The following is a 23104-nucleotide window of genomic DNA, read 5'->3' on the forward strand; positions in this document are numbered from 1 at the left end:
CAGACAAGCCAGAATAAGAGGAAGTCTGCCGTTTGACAGTTTCGGCGGAGAACGTGATTTTTCTTTCATCATCATACTGTTACCGCCTTATGATTTTTTCACTTTACGGCGTTTGTAAAGATATGTTCCAGCTAGTCCAGCACCAGAAGTCAGAAGAAGTGCAAGCAGTCCGTAAAGATTGGTACTGTCGCCCGTTTTGGGACTGTCTGTTTTCTTTGGTGTATCGGGTGTCTGTGGTGTTTCTGGCTTCTCTGGTTCTTTCGGTTCTTCGGGTGTTTCTGGTACTTCTTTGATAGTAACCGTCTGTCCGTCGTCCTCAATGTCTTTATGTTCCGTAACCTTTTTCGGTTCATCTGGATTGCTTAAATCATACAATTCTTCAAAGGTTACAAGCTGTTTACCCCCAAGAGAAGAAGCGTCAAACGTAAAGGCAATCTCTACTTTCATGCTTTCTTTATCAGCGATAAAGGAATAGTCATTCTCTACACGTTTTCCATTGATAAGAAGTTCGGCATTTTCTTCTTTCAACATCTGCCAGCCTTTCAACTGATATTTTGTGCCGATTTCCAAGCCCTCTAAAGTAACCGTATCAACGATTGTAACGTCTTTTCCTGCTTCAATCTCTTTGTTGCCGTCTTTATCCGTAGCAGTCGTATGTATCTTGATGATACGTTCTGTAATAAAAACAGTCTGCCCGTTGTCGTCAATGTCCTTGTGTTCTGCAACTTTTACGGGTTCATCTGGATTGCTCAAATCGTATAATTCCTCGAATGTTACCAGATTTTTACCGCCAAGCTCGGACGCATTGAATGTATAAGTAATTTCCACGTTCATAGCTTCATCATCAGCGACAAAGGTATAGTCATTTTCTACACGTTTTCCATTGATAAGAAGTTCGGCGTTTTCTTCTTTCAGCATTTGCCAGCCTTTCAACTGATACTTTGTGCCTTTTTTCAAGCCGTCCAGCTTCACGGTATCAATAATCGTGATTTCTTTTCCTGCAAGGATAGTTTTTTCGCCGTCCTTGCTGGTCGCTGTGGTATGGATTGAGATTTCTTTTTCGTATTCATCAGTCAATGTACCTAAATCAATGACAAGATTGTTTCTTGATACTACGATTTCAAAGGGTGGGATAAACTCAAAGCCTTTGTTGCTTTCACATTTTAATTCTTCAATGATGTAAGTATCGTAAGGCAATGCCCCCTTGCTGTCGTCTGGTTCAGAAGTTCCAAACCACACACCGTCCTCACTGGTCTTTCCTGCGTTGGTATTGTGTTTATGACTAGCCCAGTCAGCAGAAGTAGAAAACTGCCCGTTCTTATCAGTTACCACAACATGACTTTCGCCTGTTGTCTTGCTTGTGATCCTAAAAGGAACATCAGCAAGACGCTTGTGTGTGCCTGCACCAATCTTTACGCCCTCAATATCGCCACGTTTCACTTGATTGTAGATTGAGTGTGCTTTGTCGGTTAAGTCCACAATTTTTCCGTTTTCTGTGATTGCAAAATCAATCGCTTTTGCACCGTCTGTCAAGTAACCGTCTGGAGCTTCACTCTCAACAATACGGAAGTTTCCATAAGGTAAAAGGTCGGCAGAAGTAGAAGCGATACCCTCAATATCCGTATGGATTGTTTTTACCACTTCATTTTTCTTGTATAGCTTGCCCTCAACCAATACCGCATTATCATTTAAGGAAATAATGTCAAAGGCAGTATCTTTCAAGGTCGCACTTCCTTGTGGCTTTGTATCGCCCGTTTCTAAATCTCGTTTTTGGATTTTCACACCGCCACGAATGACTTTATCTGATACATAAAACTGGTTACTTCCCGTCAATACGGCAAGGTTGCCGTCCTCTGTAATCTGTGTTACATACAAGCCCTTAATCTGTTCGGACTTGTCGCCAGCCTGCATATATGCACCGTCCAGCAAGTAGCCGTTTGGAGCTTTTGTTTCTTCAACGGTTAGTGTTCCTAATGGAAGAACCGCTTTACCGTCCTGCATATAGAAACTGTCGCCAGATACTTTGTATGCGTCTGCTAATTTTGTAACATAATGGATTGTACCGTCGCTGTTCTTTTCAGCGATTGTCTTTGTCGTCCATGTACGAGTAGCTTTTTCTGGAAGATTGTTCTTGTTGTAATAACCGTCATAATATTTCCATGTAAACTCCGCACCTGCTAGAGAAGCGTTTCCTTGTGGGTTGTCTTTCTGTGTTTCCATGTCGATTTTGAAAAGCTCAATCAAAGTGTCTGTTACTTTCGGTGTATCTGATACATTCAAGGTCGCTGTTTTTCCGACTTCTACCTTTAAGGAATAGACAGTATCATCAACCTTATAGCCTTTCGGAGCGGATAACTCCTTGATATAGACTGTTCCTGCTTTAACCTCTACAATCTCTGTATTGCCGTTACTATCAGTCGTAAGGGTGGCAAGCTGTTCGTTACAGTCTTTATCAGAAAAGACACCGTAAGTTGCACCAGCGATTGAATAGTTGGTGTTGTTCTCTGTAATGCTGGCATTACTGGAAGATTTCTTCAATGTGGCATTTCCGACATTTAAGTTCGCCCAGAACTGTCCTAGTTCCTGCCCCTCGCCAGAGTAGATATAACCGCCACATTCATAACGGTCTTTATTCTCTTTGACAAAGGCTTTCGCCCCTGCGAATACTTCGTCTTGCGTTGCCTTTGGGATTTCATCATAAGAAGCTCGCACGTTATCACATTGCCAGCCAAGATGTACGCTCAATCTCTGCCAGACTACAAGCTGTCTTAAAAGGTAGGCGTGATTGTTGCTTATTCCACTGTGGCTGTCTGTGTACTGTTTTACATATTCAATGGATAAGGCAACGTCGCTTATCTGGTCGGCAGTCATGCGTGAGCTTGCGTCAGCTCTGGTCTTATAACCATTTTTGAAGTCTGTGTTAATGTCGATACAGTAAGCGTCCTCGCCCTCAACGGTCAAATGCCCCTCGTTAAAGGTAGAACCAATCGAACCGTCATTCATAACTTTTTCAACGATACCGACACGCTCGTTGGATTGCGTCCAGTATTGCTTACTTTCCGCATGAACGGGTGTACTCGGTAAGGTGGTAACGACAGTCGCTAGGGCAAGTACGCCCGTACACAATCGTTTCAATATCTTTTTCATAAATCTAATGCTCCTTTCATTTTGGGTAATAAAATAGCCGTCCATAATGAACGGCTGGAAATAGAAAAGGAACGTCATTTTAGGCGTTCCATAGTCTATGAAATATTCAATTTTTGTTGTTTCAATACTGATGTGCTTTTGTCATAAGTCGGCATATCTAGGATAATCTCATATATCAAAGCTCTATCCGTGGTAGTAAATTAGTAGTATTTTAGAAGTTTTAAATCCTTAAATGTGCCGTAAAATCAATACTTTTTGAGGATAGTTTAAGAAAATTGAATATTTTGAGCACTTAGGCAAAGAATGGAAACGTCAGACGGTGAATACTTATTTAACCCGGCTGATTGAAAAAGGTCTCGTAGTAAAAAACGGGCGAAAATATATTTATGCGTATACGAAAGAAGAATATGAAGCACAAAAGGCTTCTGAAGTTCTTAACGCTCTTTACGGTGGATCTTTAAAAAAATTTGTAGCGGCCTTATCCGATAGTCACTCTTTAAAATCCGAAGATATTAAAGAATTAAAGGAATATCTGGATCAATTATAATTTTTAAGGAGGGACACAATACATTGAATATTATTTTTACAATGTGCTTCACCGGAAGTATTTTATTTTTATTATACTTAATTGCTGTCAGAATTTTTAAAAATAGTTTGAGCAATCGCTGGAAATATATCATATTGAAGCTCGTGCTATTCTTTTTTCTGACTCCGTTAGGATTTCTAAAACTGATTCTGCATCAAGCACCAACTCAGACCGATTTTAAACTTGCCGGAAATATTCCAATTATGGTATCCACTCCTCACAGTACCTATACAAACTCTGCTTATCAGATAAATCTCACGATTGTGCTTATTTGGATTGTCATGGCCATTGCCGCATTTGTCTGGCAACAGTTAAAATATTTTCGATTTAAAAAACTGATTCAGTTGTCTATGACGGAAATCACTGATCTAGATATTATAGATTATGTCGATCATTATCGTCAAACTGTGAGAATCAAAAGAAAAGTCCGCCTATATCAATCAAATTGTATAAGCCCATTTACAGCGGGGATACTTTCACCTCTTATCGTGTTGCCTGCTAACCTGTCATCTGAAAAGCAAAGACTTATTTTAAAACACGAGCTGACTCACATCCGTCGTTGTGATACATTATTTTTATTTCTACGACATCTTGTCACTTGCATCTACTGGTTTAACCCGTTGGTCTATCTTCTTGAACTTCAATTAAATAAAACGGTCGAGGCCTCCTGTGATGAAATAGTCACACTAGGAATGAATCAAAAGGATCGAAAAAATTATGCCTCGCTAATCATAGATATGGCAGCTAATGACGTGCAGTATCGAACCACCTATGCATCTTCATTCAGTAACTCGTCCAACGGTCTCAAAGAAAGGATGGATTTAATTATGATTCCTGATAAACAAAAGAAACACGGAAAAAGATTATCTGTATTACTAGCTTCCTGTATGGTTTTGTGCAGCAGTTTTACTGCTTTTGCTTACCAATCCCCAACGGAACTGGATATGGTTTGCAATAGTTCGAATAATCCTCTATTAAACATTCGTTCCTCTGACACTATCGTTTTTCAAAGTGGAGATTTTAAGCTCACAAATAGTTCCAGTCCCATTTTTTATGATTACCAGTTCACCGATACTGACGGAAACATATATAAAATTGATACTTCCGACCGTTCCGAGTATGCTGCCTGCAATCATGATTATGTTGAAGGAACGATATCCAAACACTCAAAGAAAAGCAATGGCGGCTGTATCACCAAATATTATGACGCCCAGCGCTGTTCCAAGTGTGGCAAGATAATACTGGGATCATTAATTGATACTGAAACACATGAAGTTTGTCCACATTGATTACTTCTAACTTTTGCTCTATATATAAAAACACAGGATCTTGCATTCCCCAACAAGATCCTGTGTTTTTATATATTTTAGGTTTCCCGTCTTTTTAGATGAAATATTTGTTGTTTTTCTCGGCGCAGCCGCATCAGGATTTTCATACGGAGTGAAAGAACTTCCAATTCCCCAAGTTGTCTTTCCCCGTACCAGTTCTACATCAATTACGGAATTGCGTGCTTCTGAAAGAAAACTCTCTCTCATTTCGCCTTCTGTATTATAATACTGCAGTTCCAGTAACTCTTTTGCAGATAATCTTACTGGCGCATCTGTATTCATATTAATTTCTTGTATACGCGCGGAAGGACTCCCTGTTTTCATTATTCCCTTAAGTTCTTTCGCACTTATCTCGGCACTCGCTCCTCGCACCGTGATATGATACTCGTTAAGCAGGGATTCGAAATCACTTTGCGCAGAAGTTGTGTTTCCCTGAGCAAAAACCGGAAAATTCATAGTTACGGCTAATAGGCTGACTCCAGTTATCATTGCAATTATTTTTTTCAGTAATTTCATAAAGTACCTCTCTTTTCGTATTTGTAAACGTATTAGTTAGATGTATCGGATAAAAATGAAATAATCATCGGACTCAACTATTAAAAATGCCAAATATAATTGGATTGCCTCTAATTTTCACTTGTGTTGCGGAGTGCAAACGACTATATATGCTCAGTCATTTAATTATGACTCTTTGATATCACATTGTCAATACCATTCTATTATTCCAGTACATTCTATATTTATCACATATTTTTCCGTCATGTATTGACTACTATTTTATAGTCTTATTCATCTCAAATTATTAAGATAAAAAGTGAAGACAGGATCAGTATTTATGATCCTGCCTTCGAAAAAACACACTATATACATTTTAAACACGATTGCTCAATTATAAATATCATTACATTTACCTGGCAACTGCATCTTTTTCTATTACTGTAATGAATTATACCCAACACACAAGTATACCCAACACACCGGTAATCACTTTTTATTTACCTTCTTCCACAAATCCCCCGCCGCCAGCGGAATCTCATAATTCACATACTCCCGGTTCTCCGACAGATTCACGAACTTCATCGCAAGCTTCCCGTCATCCGCGGACGCCGCCACGCACTCATAGTTCTTCGCGTCGTATCCGCACTTATCGTAATACATAACCTCATCAAAGCGGCCTTCCCGCGTCAGTACGATGGCTGGTTTCTCCGCGCTTAACAGATAGAAGGTTCCATCCACCACGGATATCAGGTTTCCGTTAAAATCTCCCAGCTTTGTTATCTCACTGAAATCAGGCTTCATGCGGTAAATCGGGCGCGGGAACTCCATGGCATTTTTCCAGCCTTCATAATAGAGATAGCCGTTGTCGTAGGACAGACCCCTGCAAACCGAGTAGTCAATCCCGGCTACCCGGCGGTCGCTGCCATCCGTGCGGATTCCGATCAGGGAATGAGATTTAAAGCTCAGTATATCCGCCTTCGCCGCACCGTAATAGTATATCCTTCCTTCCGCCAGAACCATCTTCTGGCTTTCCGGCTGTCCCATGATCACCATGGGATCCAGAACCTGGACATATCCCCCTTCATTTCTCACCAGCTCCAGCCGGTCATATGGAAAATGAAGGCTTTCCGGCTCTTTTCCATCCTGCAGTTCAAATTCAAGAGCTGTCTGCGGAGTTCTGAGGAAATAATCAGCACCGTCGGTCGTAAACAAATACCGCCGCTCTTCGATCTCTCCGCTGTTATTTTCCACCATTGTACCGTCTCCGGCGAATAAGTATACCTGATGCATTACCATATCGTCCGGATGGTACCAACCGTAAAATACATCCACCAGCTTTCCCGTCAATCCTCCGTTGCTCGATGAAGTCCCCATACCACCAAGTACGGCGATGCTTCCGTCGGCAAGCTTTTCCACATCGTAATCGACAAAAGAACTTCCGGCTGCCGGATTCTTACCGACAAAAGAATCTTCTCTGTGAACGCTGTCTTCCGATTCCGGTTCCTTTTTCACCGCATCAAGCGCGCTGGTTATCGCCTCCAAGTCGATGGTTCCCGTATCATCCGGCCCAATGATTAAGTTCGGCACCCACTTTCCGTCTTCAAGCTGAAAACTGAACAGGCCGCAGCTTCCATGAAAAATGATCTGATCCTTTGAGGCGTAATCTATGGTAATGGTACTTTCAAGCCCCTTTTCCAATACCTGCCCGGAGAGCCAGGAGGTATCCGGCATTTCCACAGGCATGGCCGGCGTCTCGCCGTCATCCTTACCTGCAATGAAAATGCTGGTAGGGCCGTCTCCGCCTCCAATGATGGAAACCGCCTCCGGATCCACGGGTTTTTCCCTGACGGTCATGAGACACAGCACGGCCGCTGCCGTTACGATCACGGCGCAGAGCGTGATCCGGAAGCCCGCTTTCTTATAGTTTAAAACATTCTTTATTCTCGATTTCGTATGGCTCTCTCCAAAGGCCAGGGGCAGGCGCGCTCCGCTGCCTTTCTCCGCAGCAGACAGGAGTGCCAGCGAGTACTGCCTCTTTCCGCCCTCTCCCAGCTCGCTCACCACCGCCTCGTCACAGGACATCTCCATGTCCTTGCAGAGCAGACGGAAAGCTATATGGGCGATGGGGTTAAACCAGTGCACGATAACCATCAGAAGCCCCAGAAGCTTAACGAGATAGTCACGACGCCGGATATGGATCCGTTCATGCCTCAAGACACACTCCCGTTCCATCTCCGTTAAGTTTGAAGGAAGGTAGATTACCGGGCGGAATATTCCCATGACAAAGGCGCCGGGAATCCGGTCGGATTCATAAATCCCGTGTTCCGGTCTCCGGCCTTTTTCATCTTCATGGTCCGGATCGGGCTCCTGGATCTTCACTGCCGTTCCAAGCCTCCATTTCAAACGGATATACCCGGCAAAATGGAAGAGGAAGAAGACCAGCATTCCCGCCTCCCAGACTACCAGCATCACAAACAGCAGGATCTGTATGGGATTGACTGACATATAGGGATTGGTCACGGTCATGGTCTGCTCCAGAACCTGGTTCACGGGACGGTCTATAAAGAAGACCCCCGAATCAATGGAGGGCGTGTTTTCATAGATGATCCGATCCTCCAGGGGATTCGAATAAAATGGCAGCAGGCTGTAAGCCGACTGGAGGGAAAACGGGCATAAAAAGCGAAAGATCACCACCAACCACAACACACAGGAAAACCGCTTGGGAAGCCTCTTATACAGCAGGCGCAGCGCCATCACCAAAAGGGCGGCAAAGCCTGCGGTAATGCTCATGTTCAAAAGAGTGATCATCATCTGATCCACATCCATTACTTCACCGCCATTTCTATCATCTGTCTGATTTCCTCCGCTTCCTTCGCTGTCAGCTTTCTGTCCTTCAGAAAAGCAGTCACAAAGGCGGGCAGAGAACCGTCAAAGTTTCTGTCCACTACCGTCTCACTCTCGTACTTTAAAACCTCTTCCCTGGGAATCAGCGAGCTCACGATGGCCTGTTCATTCTTCACAAAGCCCCTTCCTGCCAGTTTTTTTAAAACTGTATAGCAGGTGGACTTCTTCCAGCCCAGTTCTTTTCCGCAGATTCTCACAAGCTCCGTGGAATTCACCGGCTCATTGTCCCAGATCAGGTTCATGAAACGGTATTCGCTCTCATACAGTTTCTTTTCTTCTATTTGATTCTTTTCTTCTATCTGATTCTTTTCACGAATCTCCTTCTTTTCTTCCATGTAAATGCCTCCCTTCAATCCATCATTGCCGCATGGTTCTGGTCTATCGTAATAGTCCTTTGCATTAAGTCTATCACGATAGACCTCTCATGTCAAGCGCATCTTCGGGGAGGCTGTATACTATCCTTTTCAGAGAGGCTGCCTTTCCCCCTTTACAGATCAGTAATTAATTCCATTGACAGCCAATTTTCCATTCACGATACCAAATGTGATGCCTGGTTTCCTCTCCTCCGACTGCTCCTGCATATGAAACCCTGCCATGCTCGCCTCCAGCGCTGTAATATCCGTATTTTTTATGGAGGAAATAAGATCAGCCGTAAATATCTTCTCTTTTCCGAAAGCGAGAAATTCTTCTCTCGTACTGACCACGACGCCTTCATCCCGAAAACCTATATAGGTAGGGAAGGAGATACAGTCAGCCAGCGCCTCCAGATCCTGTTCTGCGACAGCCTTCTGAATTCTGCCGGCAAAGGCCTCCGCCTCGCTCTGATCCACGGAGAAATTATCCAGGCCGCCGGACTCCGCCTGTTCTTCCGTCATACGCTCCTTTGCCGCGGTCTTCGCTGACGCTTTCTCCTCCATTGGTGCTTTCTCCTCCGTCTGCCTTTTGATCTCAAACTCCGGGCGTCCCAATGCCCCGGGCGCAATCTCATACTTTTCAAATACTACGACTGGATTGCCCTTCTCATTGATATAGAACGGGATATCTGCCGTCACGGTTTCAAAGCCGCCTTCAGCCTTTGTAAAGAATTTTACTTCAGAGTCCGCTTCCCGCGCTTTGATCTGGGCGCGTATGCTCTCATTTGCCTTTTCCATGTAATCCGGTCCTAAAAGATCCTCCAGACTTAAATACCTTCCAGTTGTCAGGTCGATATTGTAGTAATACGTCTCACTGTAGGCAGAGACCCAGCTTTCGGATCCGCTGACCGTAAAGGAGAGATGGGAATCGTTCTGGCTTTTCAGTTCATACCATACGCGAATCTGGATATCATGCTCTTTCCACTCCGCTTCCGTTCCGCCCGTATCCAGGAATGCCTTTTTGTACTCCTTTGCCCGTTCTACGGCCGCTGCCGCGTAGGCGTCACACTTCGCCTTGATTTCCTCGTTGATCTCTTCCGCCAGATTTTTCGTCTCGCCGCGAATCATCTCAATTCCGGGGACCTCCACCGAAATTCCGGCATCATCCGTGTCGGACTGCCACGATTCTGCGGTAAACAGCCTTACGATAGCTCCAATCACCGGAATCCCCCGTATTTCTTCGGCAAATGTCGGGCTGGTATTAACCCCGACAGCGACCACTACCGTCAGTGCGGCAGCAGCAGCCAGACCACAGCCAGAGATCACTCTGCCCCGCCTTCTCCATTTTTTCCTGTCCCGGCGATCCATTGCCGGCTGGTCCGGTACGCCATTTTCTTCTTTTCGCCGCGCGGCGGCCTGCTCAATGGCTGAGGCCACAGTCTCCTCCAACCGGTCCGGGATGGGAATGTTGTCGTATACGTTCTTGCTGTCCTTTAATCTGCTCATATCACCAGCTCCTCCTTTAATGATTTAAGCCCTCTGTACAATTTCGATTTTACAGTGTTTACACTCAGTTCCATAACCGCAGCAATTTCCTGCAGAGACATTTCCTCATAAAATCTCAGTCTGATCACATTCTGGGTATCGGCCGGAAGACGGTCCAGCTCTTCAAAAAACCCCTCCGTCTCCCCGTAGCCCGGCTCCACATAGGCGGCCTCCCCGCCCAGCGGTTCATCACTCACGATTTCCCGGTTCTTCTTTTTTACATAGTTCAGACTCTCATGAACCAGCACTCTGTAAAACCAGGTTTTAATATACGAGATCTCCCGTATCGATTCATAATGCTCCAGCGCGCTGCATATGGCATTCTGAACGATATCCAGCGCGTCGTTCTCGTTTCTCACATAGGTATAGGCCAGCCTGTAAAACTTCTTTTGATTTGCAATGATATAATTTACCATAATGTCATAATGATCCTGTTTCATATTTTGTTTTCTGTCTCCTTTCACAGGCATGCTGTTTTTGTTCCCGTCTACTTTATTGACAAACACAGGATGTGAAAAGTTTCATCTCCTGTAGATTTTTTATTGAAAGAGTGGGGTCGAAAAATTATATCATTGTATGAGACAGGACGCAACAAAAAACAGCAGCAGGCATCCGGACACATTCGTCCAAACGCCTGCTGCTTTTATTTCATAGGAGAATCCGGACAGCCGGACTCTTTATTCCAAATTACCCCAATCAGCCAATATCCCCCGTTACCGATTTCGGGATCGTAAATTCCACGACTCCCATATATCCCGGGGCCACGGTATATTCGTCAAATACAAGCACCAGCTCTCCGTTCCCGTTGAAATAGAAGCTCTCGTCACCTGTAATCTGATTGAAGTCCTCTGCAGCCTCCTCGCCGGATTCAAAGAAATACATCTTGGAGTCGTCCGCCGCCATCTGAGCCCTCATCTGCTCTTTTATATTATCGCTGAGAGCCTGAATATAATCCGCTTTATCCCGAAATAAGTCCTTCAGGGTTACTACCTGGCCTGTTGCCTTGTCTATTGTGAAGATCTTCACATAGTCTGCCCCGCTGGCCATAATCACGGTTGTGTTGATGCGCAGAGACAGATATTTATCATTGTCTGTCACCACCTGATAGCTGGAGGTTACAGAGTAATGGCCCTCACCGGCAACGTCCTCTGTCACTTCCTTCTCGTATTCGGCGATCAGCTGGTTCGCATACTCCTCGATGGACTTGTTGACCTCTGTGTTCGCCTGATCTCCGATGGATACCTGGGGAATATCGATCTTCGCCTCATAATTATCTTTTGTATCTTCAAAAGTACGGAAGGTTACCACCTTGGCAATGGTTCCGAGCACCGGAATATTTTCCATGGCATTTGCGGTCGTAGGGCTTACGTTTGCCATCACGGTGATGGCGAGCAGCGCGGCCGCCGCTGTTAATCCTGTCTTCTTTGTAAACTGTATCACGATTCTCATCCTCTTTTCTTTTTTTGCCTTTTCAATTCCTGCCATCATGTTTTCCCTGGCCGAGGCCGGCACCGGAATGTTATGATATTCTTCTTTTAACTTCTCCAAATTGTTTCTGCTGTCGTTTTCCATAATGTGTCCCCTTTCTATGACATTTCCGACTTCAGTTCGATTCTGAGTTTTTTCAGTGCCCGGTACAATCTTGCTTTTACCGTGTTGACATTCAAATCCAGTGCCACAGCGATCTCTTCCAGCTTCAGTTCCTCTATAACCTTTAATACCACGATGGTACGGTCTTTTTCCTCCAGTGACTTGAGAAGCTCCATCGGATCATCCTCATGATAGACATCCTCGTGGGGGATCTCCACCCCCTCCAGACCGATGCTCTCCTTCTGTCTCTTCCTCAGAAAATCGACGGCCGTGTTCATCACCACGCGGTAGATCCAGGTGGATAAATAATCCGGCTCCCGCACCTTATTAATATCTTTCATCACCTTATAAGCACTTTCCTGGACAATGTCCAGCGCATCCTGTTCGTTATTCACATAGCTGTAGGCGAGACGATAATACTTTTCATAATTGGTCAGGAGTATTTTCTCAGCTTCAGCTTCCAAATTCTTCTTCAAATATTCTTCCTCCTCTCTCCTCTTCTGTCTGTTAGACGTTTCCTGTTTTAAAAAAGTTGCGAAAAAATAATCTTATTTATTCAAATAAAGTAAAAAATGGCACCCGGAAAGCCTGATACCTTTCCGACGTGCCACATTTTATTATTATACTATAGATCAAATCATTTTTAAAGAAAAAACGGATAAATATTAATTCCTTCCGCTACTCAAAACGTACAATTTCTTTTTTCAGCCTCTTCATAATCTTCTTTTCCAGACGGGAAATATAGGACTGGGAGATTCCAAGCAAATCGGCCACCTCTTTCTGGGTCATTTCCTCCCCCTCCTCGTCGGACAGGCCAAAGCGTAGCTCCACGATCTTTCTCTCCCTTGGGCTCAGCCGGCTGATGGCGGAATTTAAGAGATTGCGTTCCACTTCTGTCTCCAAATCCTTGTAGATCACGTCCTCGTCCGTTCCCAGAATATCGGACAGCAAAAGTTCATTTCCATCCCAGTCTACATTTAACGGCTCATCAATGGAGACCTCCATCTTCGTCTTATTGTTGCGCCGCAGATACATGAGAATCTCGTTCTCAATACAGCGTGACGCGTAGGTGGCCAGTTTGATGTTCTTCTCAGGGTTAAATGTGTTGATCGCCTTGATCAGGCCAATGGTTCCGATGGAAATTAAGTCCTCTACGCCGACACTGGTATTATCAAATTTCTTGGCTATGTAGACGACAAGGCGGAGATTATGCTCGATCAGCTCCGACTTTGCGCTCTGGTCATCTTCGCCTCCCAGCATGGCAATCACTCTCGCCTCGGACTCATTGTCCAGTGGAGCCGGAAGAATATCGGCGCCGCCAATGTAATGAATCTCTCCCTGCTTCGGCATCATCAGCGTCTTAAACGTGGGTACGGCTTTAAACTGGAAACGGTTTGGTACGGAAACTTTTAATATCATATCGGTAATCTCTCCTTTTCATCTGAAACTAATCTTCATGCAGAAGCATCTGGTATTCCCCATCCACAGACAGGGGACGGCGGCAGACAGCCACCAGAGGCTTTTCTATAATTTTCACGTCACTGCCCTGGCGTATTTCCATTTCATCCAGGAAAATCCCGGGCATCACGCCTTCCTTCTTTCCCACACTCCCAAACGGAATGTATATGACAGAGGACACGCTCTCGCACAGCTCCTTAAGCGCCTCGTAGGTCACTACATGAACTGGCCGGTGCGTCACTGGCTCATACAGCCGGTTACCGGTATCGAGAAGCGCTGTCACCGTCTTCTTCCGCCCTCTGTAATGCATCGTTACCTCGTAGAAATGGTTCCGGCTCTTTCTGGCCTCCAGAACGAAGCCCAGGATACACCTCACACCGAAGTAAGCGCCGGCAGCCAGCAGCAGCAGCCGGTAAAACGGCATGGCCGCCCGGTTATTTCCGCGAAGGATCTGTTCTATATAATAACCGGCCATCGTATGCTGGTAGAGAGCCTGCATGGCTCCGGCCATCATGACGGTCACCAGATAGAGGCAGGCTACCGCCTTGCCAATCTCCCGCTTCTTTCTGACGCCGAACGCCGTCACCACCATCAGGCAGCTGACCACGGCGTAGGTCATAAAAAAAGAGACCGCGGGGGGAATGGACGGAAATGCCGCGCACAGGACGGCCCAGGCAGCTCCCAAAGCAGCGCCCAGCACGATTCTGTATCTGCCCGCCCGGTATCTCATCACCTTTCCGGTTATGGAAAGCACAAGATAATCCAGGATCATGTTTATGACAAAAAACACATCTATGTATAAGTCAACCGTCACTAAAAGTTTTCTCACCTCCTGCCCTGTATGAACATTATAGTCAGAGAGACCTTCAGATTTTGTCAAAACGGCGGCCCTGATTCCTGTTTTTCATCGCCTTTTTCCCGGTATTTTCATCATAATTCGACATCTTATGGTCAAACATCTGTTTGCACCACCCCCGTCCATGCGTTTCACGCACCAATCACAAAGCTTTGCAGCTTTCCATACTTCCTTAGCGCGGAGTGCGCCTTCTGCCCGGAGGGCCCACGAAAAAAAGAGTCGAACCAGGCAGATTTTTTCCGCCGGGTTCGACTCTTTTCTTATAAAGATTGATAAACAGGACAGGCTGCGCGCTCCTATTCGCCTAACTGAGCGATACGCTCCTTCACCTGATCCATCATCTGTGTATATTTTTCCAGTTTCGCCTTTTCTTCCTCCAGTTTGGCTGCCGGCGCCTTACTTACGAATTTCTCGTTGCTCAGCATTCCCTTTACGCGGGACAGCTCCCTGGACAACCGCTCCTCTTCCTTCTTTAACCGTTCTTTTTCCTTCTCGATATCTACCAGCTCGGCAAACGGCATATAGATGACTGCCTGATGGATCACAGCGGACACGGCGTCTTCGCCGATTCCTTCCTTATCCTTCTTTAGCACGATTTCGCTGGCATAGCCCAGCATGGCAAAGAACACACGGCTGTGCTCGAAGATATCCAGGATTTCGCTGTTCTCTGATACAACGTATACCTTTGCCTTCTTGCTCGGCGGAACGTTCATGGAAGTCCGGACATTCCGGATAGCTCTTACCGCTTCCTTGATGGTCTCTACCGCATGCTCTTCCTCGGCAAAGTTCCATTCCTCCTTATATTCCGGCCATGCGGATACCATGATGGAACATTCAGCCGAAGGGCACTGAGGGGGAGTCTCCTCTTCTTCCTCGTCCTGAAGATTGCAGAAGATTTCCTCGGTGAGGAACGGCATATATGGATGAAGCAGCTTCAGGGAATTAATCAGCACGGTCTTTAAGGTCCAGATGGCCGCTGCCTTTGTAGTATCCTCTTCGTTCCAGAGTCTCGGCTTTACCATCTCGATATACCAGTCGCAGAATTCCTCCCAGATAAAATCGTAAACCTTCTGGAGGGCGATTCCCAGTTCATACTTGTCTAAATTGTCTGTCACCTCGCGGGCCAGGGTGTTGGCCTTGGAAAGAATCCATTTATCCGCCATGGTCAGATCAGACAGCTCCGCCTGGCTGTCAGGCGCCTTCTCGATATTCATCATTATGAAGCGGGAAGCGTTCCATACCTTGTTGGCGAAGTTGCGGCTGGCTTCCACTCTCTCCCAGTAGAAACGCATATCGTTTCCAGGGGCATTGCCGGTAATGAGTGTCATACGCAGGGCGTCCGCGCCGTACTTGTCGATGACTTCCAGCGGATCGATGCCGTTGCCTAAGGACTTGCTCATCTTGCGGCCCTCAGAATCTCTGATCAGTCCATGGATCAGCACGGTGTGGAACGGCAGTTCTCCGGTCTGTTCCAGCCCTGAGAACACCATACGGATCACCCAGAAGAAAATAATATCGTATCCTGTCACCAGCACGTCTGTCGGATAGAAATACTTTAGATCCTCTGTCTCGTTCGGCCATCCGAGTGTAGAGAACGGCCACAGAGCAGAAGAAAACCAGGTGTCGAGCGTGTCTTCATCCTGAGTAAGGTGAGTACATCCGCATTTCGGGCACTTCTCCGGTCTTTCCTTGCTTACAACAATCTCTCCGCATTCGTCGCAGTAATAGGCCGGAATCCTGTGGCCCCACCACAGCTGTCTGGAAATACACCAGTCGCGGATGCTCTCCAGCCAGTGCAGATACGTCTTATCGAAACGCTCCGGCACAAATTTCAGTTTTCCGTTCTTCAACGCCTCGATCGCCGGCTTTGCCATCTCTTCCATGCGTACAAACCACTGCTGCTTCACCATCGGCTCTACCGTGGTCTTACAGCGGTCGTGAGTACCTACGGCGTGGGTATGGGGAACCACCTTTACGAGAAGGCCCAGTTCCTTCAAATCCTCTACGATGGCTTTTCTGGCCTCGTAGCGCTCCATCCCATCGTACTTGCTGCCAGGCAGACTGATGGTCGCGTCGTCGTTCATTATCGTAAGCTCCGGAAGGTTGTGGCGTTTGCCCACCTCGAAGTCGTTAGGGTCATGGGCCGGTGTAATCTTTACACATCCGGTACCGAATTCCTTGTCTACGTAGGAGTCGGCAATCACCGGGATGGTGCGTCCCGTGAGAGGCAGCTTAAGCATCTTTCCAACGAGATTGGTGTAGCGCTCATCCTCCGGATTAACCGCCACAGCCGTATCACCGAGAAGCGTCTCCGGTCTCGTGGTTGCAATCTCCACAAAGGAACCTTCCTCTCCCGCTACCGGATAATTGATATGCCAGAAAAATCCGTCCTGATCCACATGCTCCACCTCTGCGTCCGATATGGAGGTCTGGCATACCGGGCACCAGTTGATGATTCTGGATCCCTTGTAAATATAGCCTTTCTCATACAGACGGATAAATACTTCCTGCACCGCTTCCGAACAGCCCTCGTCCATGGTAAAACGTTCTCTGTCCCAGTCTGCGGAGGAGCCCATCTTATGAAGCTGGTTGATAATGCGTCCGCCGTATTCCTTCCTCCAGTCCCAGCATTTCTCCAGGAATCCGTCACGGCCCAGGTCCTCCTTATCGATGCCCTGCTTCTTTAAACTCTCAATAACCTTGACCTCTGTGGCGATCGCCGCGTGATCCGTACCCGGCTGCCAGAGCGCCTCGTATCCCTGCATCCGTTTGTAGCGGATTAAAATGTCCTGCATGGTGTTGTCCAGCGCGTGGCCCATATGAAGCTGGCCGGTGATATTAGGCGGAGGCATCACAATGGTAAATGGTTTCTTATCCGGATTGGGCTCTGCGTGGAAATACTTCCTGTCCAGCCATTTCTGGTATATCTTGCCCTCAATTTCGGCAGGATTATAATTTTTTTCTAGTTCTTTCATGGTATTCTCCTTATCTGTTTTCTTTTTTATTTTTCTAAGGCTGTCTGCCCTGTTTCATAAAGCTTTGAAACGCTTCGAAATCTCCTTTTTGACAGGCCGCTAGACTCTTTCACCCTGGAAATCTGGCTGTAATAATATGTTTTCGCCGCTTCACCGTCATTTGCACACTCAATTCTGTCCGGATAAAACAATATGGTCTTTCCCATTCCGGTATGGCTCAGTTCATAGACTCTATAGTTCCTTTTTGCCAGCCTGGAGCTGTAAAACACGCTGATTAGGAGGAACAGCACTCCCGGAGGTTTTTTATTCATAGAACGAACTTTGCTGTGAAATAAAAAAAGCCCTCTGCATGTATTCCATGCAAAGGGCGAACAATCCGCGGTACCACCTTTTTTCCTGCGGCAGTCTGCGCCACAGCTCTCACGGTCTTTAACGCAAACCACGCGTGAGCGCCTACTGAACACCACTGTATTTCAGCACTCCGGTTCCAAAGCTACCTTCCGCACACACTTCCTTAACCATCTTTCAGCCGGTGAATGGTTTTCTCTGTCAGGGTTATGAACGTACTCCTCTTCTTCATTACCTTTTTTCTTTATGGTGATATCATAGAGGTTTTTTCAGCATTTGTCAACCCCTGTGAGTCATGTGCCGAAAAGTTCTGGTCATTTCTCTATTCTCAATTCCCTCCGTTCACACCGGCATCCACATAGAATTCCCCATCGTCACCGCGGAAAAATGCCATGCCCGCGGGGGCGTCAAGCAGCGGAATAATATCGGGATCATAGTTTGCCACCGTATTCAGATCATAGAGTCCGAAATGCCCGCTGTCCTCACAGTATTCCCGATCTTCCGATCCCTCATAGAAGATCCATCCGCTGTCCTCCGGGTGTTCCTCCTGCGGCTCATTACGCACCATATAGCCCACTTTGGAGCCTTCCACCATAATCTTATCGGTGGCGATTCCAAACTGGCCGCTCTCCAGCAGCGGCTTTATCTCTTCCGCCTTCTTGAAGAACTTCTTACGCCGCGGAAGCTCCGGCATGGGAACGTCGTAGGCCTCCGGATCGATAAAACGGATCACAAGACACGCCTTGTCCCCATTTTCATCAAACCCCCAGTAACCGCTGTACGCACCGTCACCGAAACCACTGGTAAAGAGAATCAGGTTTTCATCGCTTCCCGGCGGACACCAGTCCATATAATCGCCGTCCTCCCTCTGATATCGGGGATACTGTTCGGCATAAGCCTTCATGGCCTCCGCAAAGCAGTCGTCATAGAGATTTTTGTCCGTATTCTCCCCGCGCCACTCTTTTATAAAATCATCATAAACGACAGACACAGCCCTGTCACAGATACAGGCCAGCCCCGTATCCACACCGAACATGGCAAATACTCCCGGTTTATCTTTATCTTCAATCGTATAGCCCTGAGGCATGGCCAGTTCATAGCGGACCGGCGTCTTTCCGTTCACGTCCAGTTTCGCCGCCAGGAAACGGAATCCAAAGACCGGATGATCGATCACTGACAGCGATACCGGATAGCTCCCCGGCTCCAACGTCTCCTCCAGCGTACAGGAATATTTCGTATTTATGTAGCAGAGCGGATCTCCAATCTCGATCCTGCCGGTCTTTAGCCGCACCTCTCCGATCGTCAGTTGTTCATACGCTCCCGCGCGGTCAAACAAAGCATTGAGCCCCGCGGCTTCCGGTTCCTGTTTCATAAGCTCCAAGTTCTTTTTAAATATCTCCTGAAATACGTTCTGCCATATATTATCACCCATAGCGTCCTCCTGTCTGAACGTTTCGTTTTCTGTATCGCCGTTCAGGTTTTATACGCCTTAGTGTATCATAACATGTCACTTTTTTCCACTTACGATTCCAGCCGTTCCAGCCGTATTTTCCATTTCCCCCGGGTTCCATGTCTTTCGGAAACAATATCCTTGTTTCTGTAGACGCTGAGAATCAGTCCAAGCAATATGTAATTCACCAGGGTACTCTGCCCTCCGTATGACAGAAACGGAATCGTCATGGGCTCTACCAGCGGTACGCCGAAGTTGGCCGCCACATAGACAATCATCTGAATTGTCAGAACCACGGAGCACGCCGTTCCGATGAGAAATCCAAGGCGGTTCTTCTGTCTCCACGATATGGAAAATGCTTTCACCACTGTAGCGGCAAGTATGCACAGCATGGCAGTTCCGGCCGCAATACCGTATTTGGCAAAAACAAAGAAAACAACGTAGTCGCAGTTTAAAAACTTCATAGCCTTCGGCATAGGCGCTGCCGATGAGCCAAACATTTGAAAACTGGAGACGGACTCCTGAAGATAGGGAATAATCCCTCCATTGGAGTTGTAATAAAGCATATCCGGGCCAAAAATGGACTGAAGCCTGATCATCTGGTACGTATGCAGTACTCCCAGGTCCGTTCCCTTCCAGTAAAGAAGGAGGAGGGTGAGCACAGGTACGGCAATAAGAGCTGCTATGGTCCGGGCCTTTTTGACATGGAAGAATCCTTTCCATACGGCAATAAGCAGAAGCAGGAAACAGCCGCCGGCGAGCTCCAGACTCCCATGTACCATTATCGTCTTCAGTCCCATGAAAAATGGCATGAAGCTTAAGAGATAACAGACGGCTACCGCTCCGTATCCCTTTGTCCGGAATCTATAAAGCACTCCCGCGTAGAGAGGCAGGAACAGCGTCAGATAATTATAGATTCTCACTTTTCCCATGATTACGACGTGTGTATTTGCGATGATGATTATGACGATGAAGTAACCAAACCACAGAAGGAGGGGATACCGGCCGAGTATTGTGTAATCGACGATATAAACTGCGGCGAGAACGCCGAGTCCCGTGACGGTAAAAAAGCACTGGCGTTTCCAGAAATAGTCTGCAAGATCGCCGGAAATGCCGCCGAACAGTCCGGTATAGCATGTCATATACTGAAGCGCGAGGCCTAACGCGCTTAACAGAAGCACCAGAATGAGGAATTTCCACTCCAGATGCGGCCGGTGAATCCGGTTCAGAGCAGTTCCCGTCCCTATGGGATCTCCCATCTGGCGGACCGCCTCTCTCTTCGCCTCAGAAGGCGTCATGCCATCAGCCTCATAGGCATCAGACTGTTCCTGCACATGGTTTTCCAGTTCCGCCCTGACCATAGTCCTGGCCTTTTTACAGCGGATCTGCTCCGATACGGTATCGAGATATTCAGACAGTTCCATAGACGACACCTCCTGCCAGTACTCCGGATACCGCTCCGGCATATTGCTTCCACTCCTCTTCCTTCCCTTTCAGGTAACGCTTTCCCTCGCCGGTAATACTGTAATACTTGCGTATCTTGCCGGAAGCGTCCTCTTCATAGGAGGTCAAATATCCCTTCTGTTCCAGGGAATGCAGGAGGGGATAAAGGGTTCCCGCCTTCAGTTCGAATACATCGTTGGATTTCTTCCGCAGATTTTCTATCATCTCGTATCCGTACATGTCTTTTTCTGTTAGAAGTTTTAGAAGAAGCATGGTGGTACTGCCTGAGATCAGGCTTTTGTCGATGGGCATGGGAGTACCTCACTTTCTTTTTTGAGTTGTTATATAGGTTATCTATATATCGATTATCTATATAATAGTTGATGGCAGAGAAGATGTCAAGGGAGAACTGCCCTGTTTATATAAAATTGATGGTGCTGCCCGCTGGACCGCAGTGCCGCTCGATTCCGCTTCGCTTCATCTCGCTGACGGGCGTTCGCCCTATGAAAAAAGACATAGGCAAATTTACTTTTGTGCTAGCACAACGTATATTTGCCTATGTCTTTTTTCGCACTGCTCAGTGCTTATATCATGTTTCGGTACTCCCCCTTCCACTCTTTAACCAGTTCGGAAGCACCTTTCATTCTTTTAATCGGATCTTTTAAAAATAGTTCGTCTAATTTTTCTAAACTTTCCACCTTCTGCGCGGCCTCTTCTGCCTTCTTCATATCTTCATCCCATACCGCTTTTACATCTTCCGTAATCAATGTGCGGTATCTGTCTTTTAATACCAGATTGGGATTCCATTTGGATAAATAATAGATTCGCTTTAATACGTCTCCACTCTTTGCTAAATCAAACGACTTCTGATACGCCCGATAGGCCTTCTCCATGGAAAATAAACGCGCATAAGAAGCTCCCAGATTGTTGTATATCTTCGCAAAAAAGGCGTCGTCTGTTGAAGACTCCTTTGGCATCTCTAAGATTCCTTCGTATTCTGCTACGGCTTTGCCGTACTGCTTTCTCGTGAAAAGGTAGTCGGCTTTGGCTTTGGCGAATTCGGGCGGGGGCATTTTTCTGTAGTTTTCGATCTTTTGACGGAAATGTTTGATCTCGGCTGCGTTGTAGTAGTCACATTCCGTCAGGATTAAAAACAGGAGCTCATCGGTGTCTTCTCCGCTCTGCTGCCATTTTTCCAGCTTGGCCGCCATAAAGCCCATCTCCAGCTCGCCGCGGATGAATTCGATCAGATGGTCATCCACGAAATCATCCAGTACCAGGAGCGGATTATGGTAGATCACATAGCAAAGCTCCTGGGAGGAGTAAAGGTGGACTCCCAGGCCCTCGAAATAAAAAGGATGTTTTACCGGCTCCTGCCGGCATAGTATCAGGCTCATATCATGACCTCTTGTCTGACTACGGCATCTGAGGCCGGGAACAGTTCTCCGAAGCCCTTGTCCTTAAGCACCACCGCCATCGTCTTCTCATCTAAAAATCCCACGCTGATCCCCACACGCGTCGTTCTCTCCGGCCGTTTCGGGAATCCCTCCAGCGGAATCTTTACCAGCTTTTTCTGCTTCGGATCCATGGGGGTTACTAAAAACTCTACGTAGTCCTGGTTATCCACGATCAAATCCACACTGCTTCTCGACTCATACCAGTTGTCACCGGCAGCCGCCACGATCAGCTGGCTCTCACGGTTCTTGTGAAGCACCTTCATCGAAATCGTCGAATGAAGCCGCCCCTCGCAGACACAGATAAAGGGGTAAGACGTCTTTTCATGGAGGTAATCCATGCCCTTAAAAGCGGCGCCCCTGGCAAACAGCTCCTGGTCCATGTAGACCTTTCGCCTGGAACAGAGAAGCTTCATGAAATCTCCCGCCCAGTCCTGCCGCTCAAAGCCTTTTCCTGTCAGGAAAATAGAAGAAAACAGCTTCTTGGAAAGCAGCCGCTCCGCGCAGGAACTGAGTATCTTATCCGCCAGCTTTCCGCCGGAAGGGGTATTCAAAATATCGAGATTAAAGCTCTCCTCCAGCGCCTCATCCTCGGCCACCACAGTCATCTGCTTCATCCCGCGCTGAACCTTTAATTCGTGGTAATGGAGCGAATCCTCTGATAAATCGAAGACCGCTACCTGATTGTTCCATACTTCCTTCTTCTGGCTCAGAACGTAGTAGACAAAGCCTTCCGTATGGCTGATGATGTGCACCCGGTCCCTGGGGATCTCTAAGTAATCCGCACAGTACATCAGCGCGTCCATCAGCTTGACCTCCACCTTTTCCAGTGTGATCACCAGCTCCTTTACCTCATCAGAGAAAAATTCCTCCTTGGCCAGCGCCAGTATTTTCTTTAGATAGATCTTAAGCAGGGTGGTGCCCTCGTATTTCACGCCTCCCAGCGTGGCGGTACCGTCCTTCATGACCATCTTTATAAGCTTGTCTACGATAATGCCTTCCCCCACCAGGGTGTATGCGTAAGCTTCTTCCCCCACATACCACTCGTCATCATCCTTCTTCCGGCAGATAACCGTCGGCAGGCACCACGTCTTTTCACGTTCATGACAGCACAGCCTGGTATAGGCATCACATAAATCAAGTCCAATTATCAATCCGTCCATCGACAA

19 protein-coding genes and 1 other annotated feature are annotated in these 23104 nt (G+C 46.8%); of the genes, 2 read left to right on the forward strand and 17 right to left on the reverse strand.

Annotated elements, in window-relative coordinates:
- Window positions 1-87: 87 nt before the first annotated feature.
- A complete protein-coding gene (locus M1L66_RS19925; RefSeq protein ID WP_434687757.1) occupies window positions 88-3147 on the reverse strand; it encodes an SrtB-anchored collagen-binding adhesin in 3060 nt (1019 codons plus the stop codon).
- Between the two features lie 319 nt (window positions 3148-3466).
- Between M1L66_RS19925 and M1L66_RS19930 the strand changes: the two genes are divergently transcribed.
- Window positions 3467-3694 carry a BlaI/MecI/CopY family transcriptional regulator gene (locus M1L66_RS19930; protein WP_434687759.1) on the forward strand — a complete coding sequence of 76 codons (228 nt, stop codon included), beginning with the start codon at window positions 3467-3469 and terminating at the stop codon, window positions 3692-3694.
- Window positions 3695-3717: 23 nt separating this feature from the next.
- Entirely contained in the window at window positions 3718-5022 is a 1305-nt protein-coding gene (locus M1L66_RS19935) for a M56 family metallopeptidase (RefSeq protein WP_434687761.1), read from the forward strand.
- Between the two features lie 18 nt (window positions 5023-5040).
- Here the strand turns inward: M1L66_RS19935 and M1L66_RS19940 are convergent, their stop codons facing one another.
- The 16 genes from M1L66_RS19940 to M1L66_RS20015 all read right to left on the reverse strand — a co-directional run bounded on the left by M1L66_RS19940 (window position 5041) and on the right by M1L66_RS20015 (window position 23098).
- Window positions 5041-5577, reverse strand: a complete 537-nt coding sequence (locus M1L66_RS19940; protein ID WP_434687763.1) for a hypothetical protein — start codon at window positions 5575-5577, stop codon at window positions 5041-5043.
- A 468-nt stretch (window positions 5578-6045) separates the two neighbouring features.
- Window positions 6046-8385: a M56 family metallopeptidase gene (locus tag M1L66_RS19945; protein WP_434687765.1), complete on the reverse strand. Its 2340-nt coding sequence runs from the start codon at window positions 8383-8385 to the stop codon at window positions 6046-6048.
- A complete protein-coding gene (locus M1L66_RS19950; protein ID WP_434687767.1) occupies window positions 8385-8798 on the reverse strand; it encodes a BlaI/MecI/CopY family transcriptional regulator in 414 nt (137 codons plus the stop codon). The genes M1L66_RS19945 and M1L66_RS19950 overlap by 1 nt, the downstream gene beginning before the upstream one ends.
- A gap of 159 nt (window positions 8799-8957) precedes the next feature.
- Window positions 8958-10322 (reverse strand): RsiV family protein, encoded by a 1365-nt coding sequence (locus tag M1L66_RS19955; protein WP_434687769.1) that lies wholly within the window; start codon window positions 10320-10322, stop codon window positions 8958-8960.
- Entirely contained in the window at window positions 10319-10801 is a 483-nt protein-coding gene (locus tag M1L66_RS19960; RefSeq protein ID WP_187019260.1) for an RNA polymerase sigma factor, read from the reverse strand. Before M1L66_RS19960 ends, M1L66_RS19955 begins: the two co-directional genes overlap by 4 nt.
- 256 nt (window positions 10802-11057) lie before the next feature.
- Entirely contained in the window at window positions 11058-11933 is an 876-nt protein-coding gene (locus M1L66_RS19965) for a DUF3298 and DUF4163 domain-containing protein (protein ID WP_187019258.1), read from the reverse strand.
- Between the two features lie 14 nt (window positions 11934-11947).
- Window positions 11948-12427, reverse strand: a complete 480-nt coding sequence (locus M1L66_RS19970; protein ID WP_187019255.1) for an RNA polymerase sigma factor — start codon at window positions 12425-12427, stop codon at window positions 11948-11950.
- 202 nt (window positions 12428-12629) lie between these two features.
- Window positions 12630-13370, reverse strand: a complete 741-nt coding sequence (gene sigE / locus M1L66_RS19975) for an RNA polymerase sporulation sigma factor SigE (protein WP_002603561.1) — start codon at window positions 13368-13370, stop codon at window positions 12630-12632.
- A gap of 28 nt (window positions 13371-13398) precedes the next feature.
- The gene (locus tag M1L66_RS19980) at window positions 13399-14238 is read right to left on the reverse strand and encodes a sigma-E processing peptidase SpoIIGA (protein ID WP_242840553.1); all 840 of its coding nucleotides are present in this window, start codon (window positions 14236-14238) and stop codon (window positions 13399-13401) included.
- 323 nt (window positions 14239-14561) lie between these two features.
- The gene (locus M1L66_RS19985) at window positions 14562-17240 is read right to left on the reverse strand and encodes a valine--tRNA ligase (protein ID WP_187019253.1); all 2679 of its coding nucleotides are present in this window, start codon (window positions 17238-17240) and stop codon (window positions 14562-14564) included.
- A 26-nt stretch (window positions 17241-17266) separates the two neighbouring features.
- Entirely contained in the window at window positions 17267-17551 is a 285-nt protein-coding gene (locus tag M1L66_RS19990) for a hypothetical protein (protein ID WP_187019251.1), read from the reverse strand.
- 49 nt (window positions 17552-17600) lie between these two features.
- Window positions 17601-17829: a binding site (T-box leader), on the reverse strand.
- 87 nt (window positions 17830-17916) lie between these two features.
- Window positions 17917-19020, reverse strand: coding sequence for an immunity protein Imm33 domain-containing protein (locus M1L66_RS19995; RefSeq protein WP_187019249.1), 1104 nt, complete (start codon window positions 19018-19020; stop codon window positions 17917-17919).
- 89 nt (window positions 19021-19109) lie between these two features.
- Entirely contained in the window at window positions 19110-20462 is a 1353-nt protein-coding gene (locus M1L66_RS20000) for a permease prefix domain 1-containing protein (protein ID WP_187019247.1), read from the reverse strand.
- On the reverse strand, window positions 20449-20793 hold the full coding sequence (locus M1L66_RS20005; protein ID WP_187019245.1) for a PadR family transcriptional regulator: 345 nt from the start codon (window positions 20791-20793) through the stop codon (window positions 20449-20451). The genes M1L66_RS20000 and M1L66_RS20005 overlap by 14 nt, the downstream gene beginning before the upstream one ends.
- Before the next feature lie 272 nt (window positions 20794-21065).
- Complete coding sequence (locus M1L66_RS20010; RefSeq protein ID WP_187019243.1) at window positions 21066-21878, reverse strand: hypothetical protein; 813 nt, start codon at window positions 21876-21878, stop codon at window positions 21066-21068.
- Window positions 21875-23098, reverse strand: coding sequence for a DUF5716 family protein (locus M1L66_RS20015; protein WP_320988511.1), 1224 nt, complete (start codon window positions 23096-23098; stop codon window positions 21875-21877). Before M1L66_RS20015 ends, M1L66_RS20010 begins: the two co-directional genes overlap by 4 nt.
- Window positions 23099-23104: the final 6 nt, after the last annotated feature.

It is taken from the genome of Hungatella sp. SB206 (genome assembly GCF_051132295.1).
GTDB lineage: Bacteria > Bacillota > Clostridia > Lachnospirales > Lachnospiraceae > Hungatella > Hungatella effluvii.

Excerpts from the sequence above, each read along its gene's own strand:
- M1L66_RS20000 (WP_187019247.1), bottom strand. The coding sequence starts at position 20,462 with ATGGAACTGTCTGAATATCTCGATACCGTATCGGAGCAGATCCGCTGT.
- M1L66_RS19940 (WP_434687763.1), bottom strand. The coding sequence starts at position 5,577 with ATGAAATTACTGAAAAAAATAATTGCAATGATAACTGGAGTCAGCCTA.
- M1L66_RS19960 (WP_187019260.1), bottom strand. The coding sequence starts at position 10,801 with ATGAAACAGGATCATTATGACATTATGGTAAATTATATCATTGCAAAT.
- M1L66_RS19965 (WP_187019258.1), bottom strand. The coding sequence starts at position 11,933 with ATGGAAAACGACAGCAGAAACAATTTGGAGAAGTTAAAAGAAGAATAT.
- M1L66_RS19985 (WP_187019253.1), bottom strand. The coding sequence starts at position 17,240 with ATGAAAGAACTAGAAAAAAATTATAATCCTGCCGAAATTGAGGGCAAG.
- M1L66_RS19955 (WP_434687769.1), bottom strand. The coding sequence starts at position 10,322 with ATGAGCAGATTAAAGGACAGCAAGAACGTATACGACAACATTCCCATC.
- M1L66_RS19945 (WP_434687765.1), bottom strand. The coding sequence starts at position 8,385 with ATGGATGTGGATCAGATGATGATCACTCTTTTGAACATGAGCATTACC.
- M1L66_RS19950 (WP_434687767.1), bottom strand. The coding sequence starts at position 8,798 with ATGGAAGAAAAGAAGGAGATTCGTGAAAAGAATCAGATAGAAGAAAAG.
- M1L66_RS19990 (WP_187019251.1), bottom strand. The coding sequence starts at position 17,551 with ATGAATAAAAAACCTCCGGGAGTGCTGTTCCTCCTAATCAGCGTGTTT.
- M1L66_RS20005 (WP_187019245.1), bottom strand. The coding sequence starts at position 20,793 with ATGCCCATCGACAAAAGCCTGATCTCAGGCAGTACCACCATGCTTCTT.
- M1L66_RS20010 (WP_187019243.1), bottom strand. The coding sequence starts at position 21,878 with ATGAGCCTGATACTATGCCGGCAGGAGCCGGTAAAACATCCTTTTTAT.
- M1L66_RS19925 (WP_434687757.1), bottom strand. The coding sequence starts at position 3,147 with ATGAAAAAGATATTGAAACGATTGTGTACGGGCGTACTTGCCCTAGCG.
- M1L66_RS19995 (WP_187019249.1), bottom strand. The coding sequence starts at position 19,020 with ATGGGTGATAATATATGGCAGAACGTATTTCAGGAGATATTTAAAAAG.
- M1L66_RS20015 (WP_320988511.1), bottom strand. The coding sequence starts at position 23,098 with ATGGACGGATTGATAATTGGACTTGATTTATGTGATGCCTATACCAGG.
- sigE (WP_002603561.1), bottom strand. The coding sequence starts at position 13,370 with ATGATATTAAAAGTTTCCGTACCAAACCGTTTCCAGTTTAAAGCCGTA.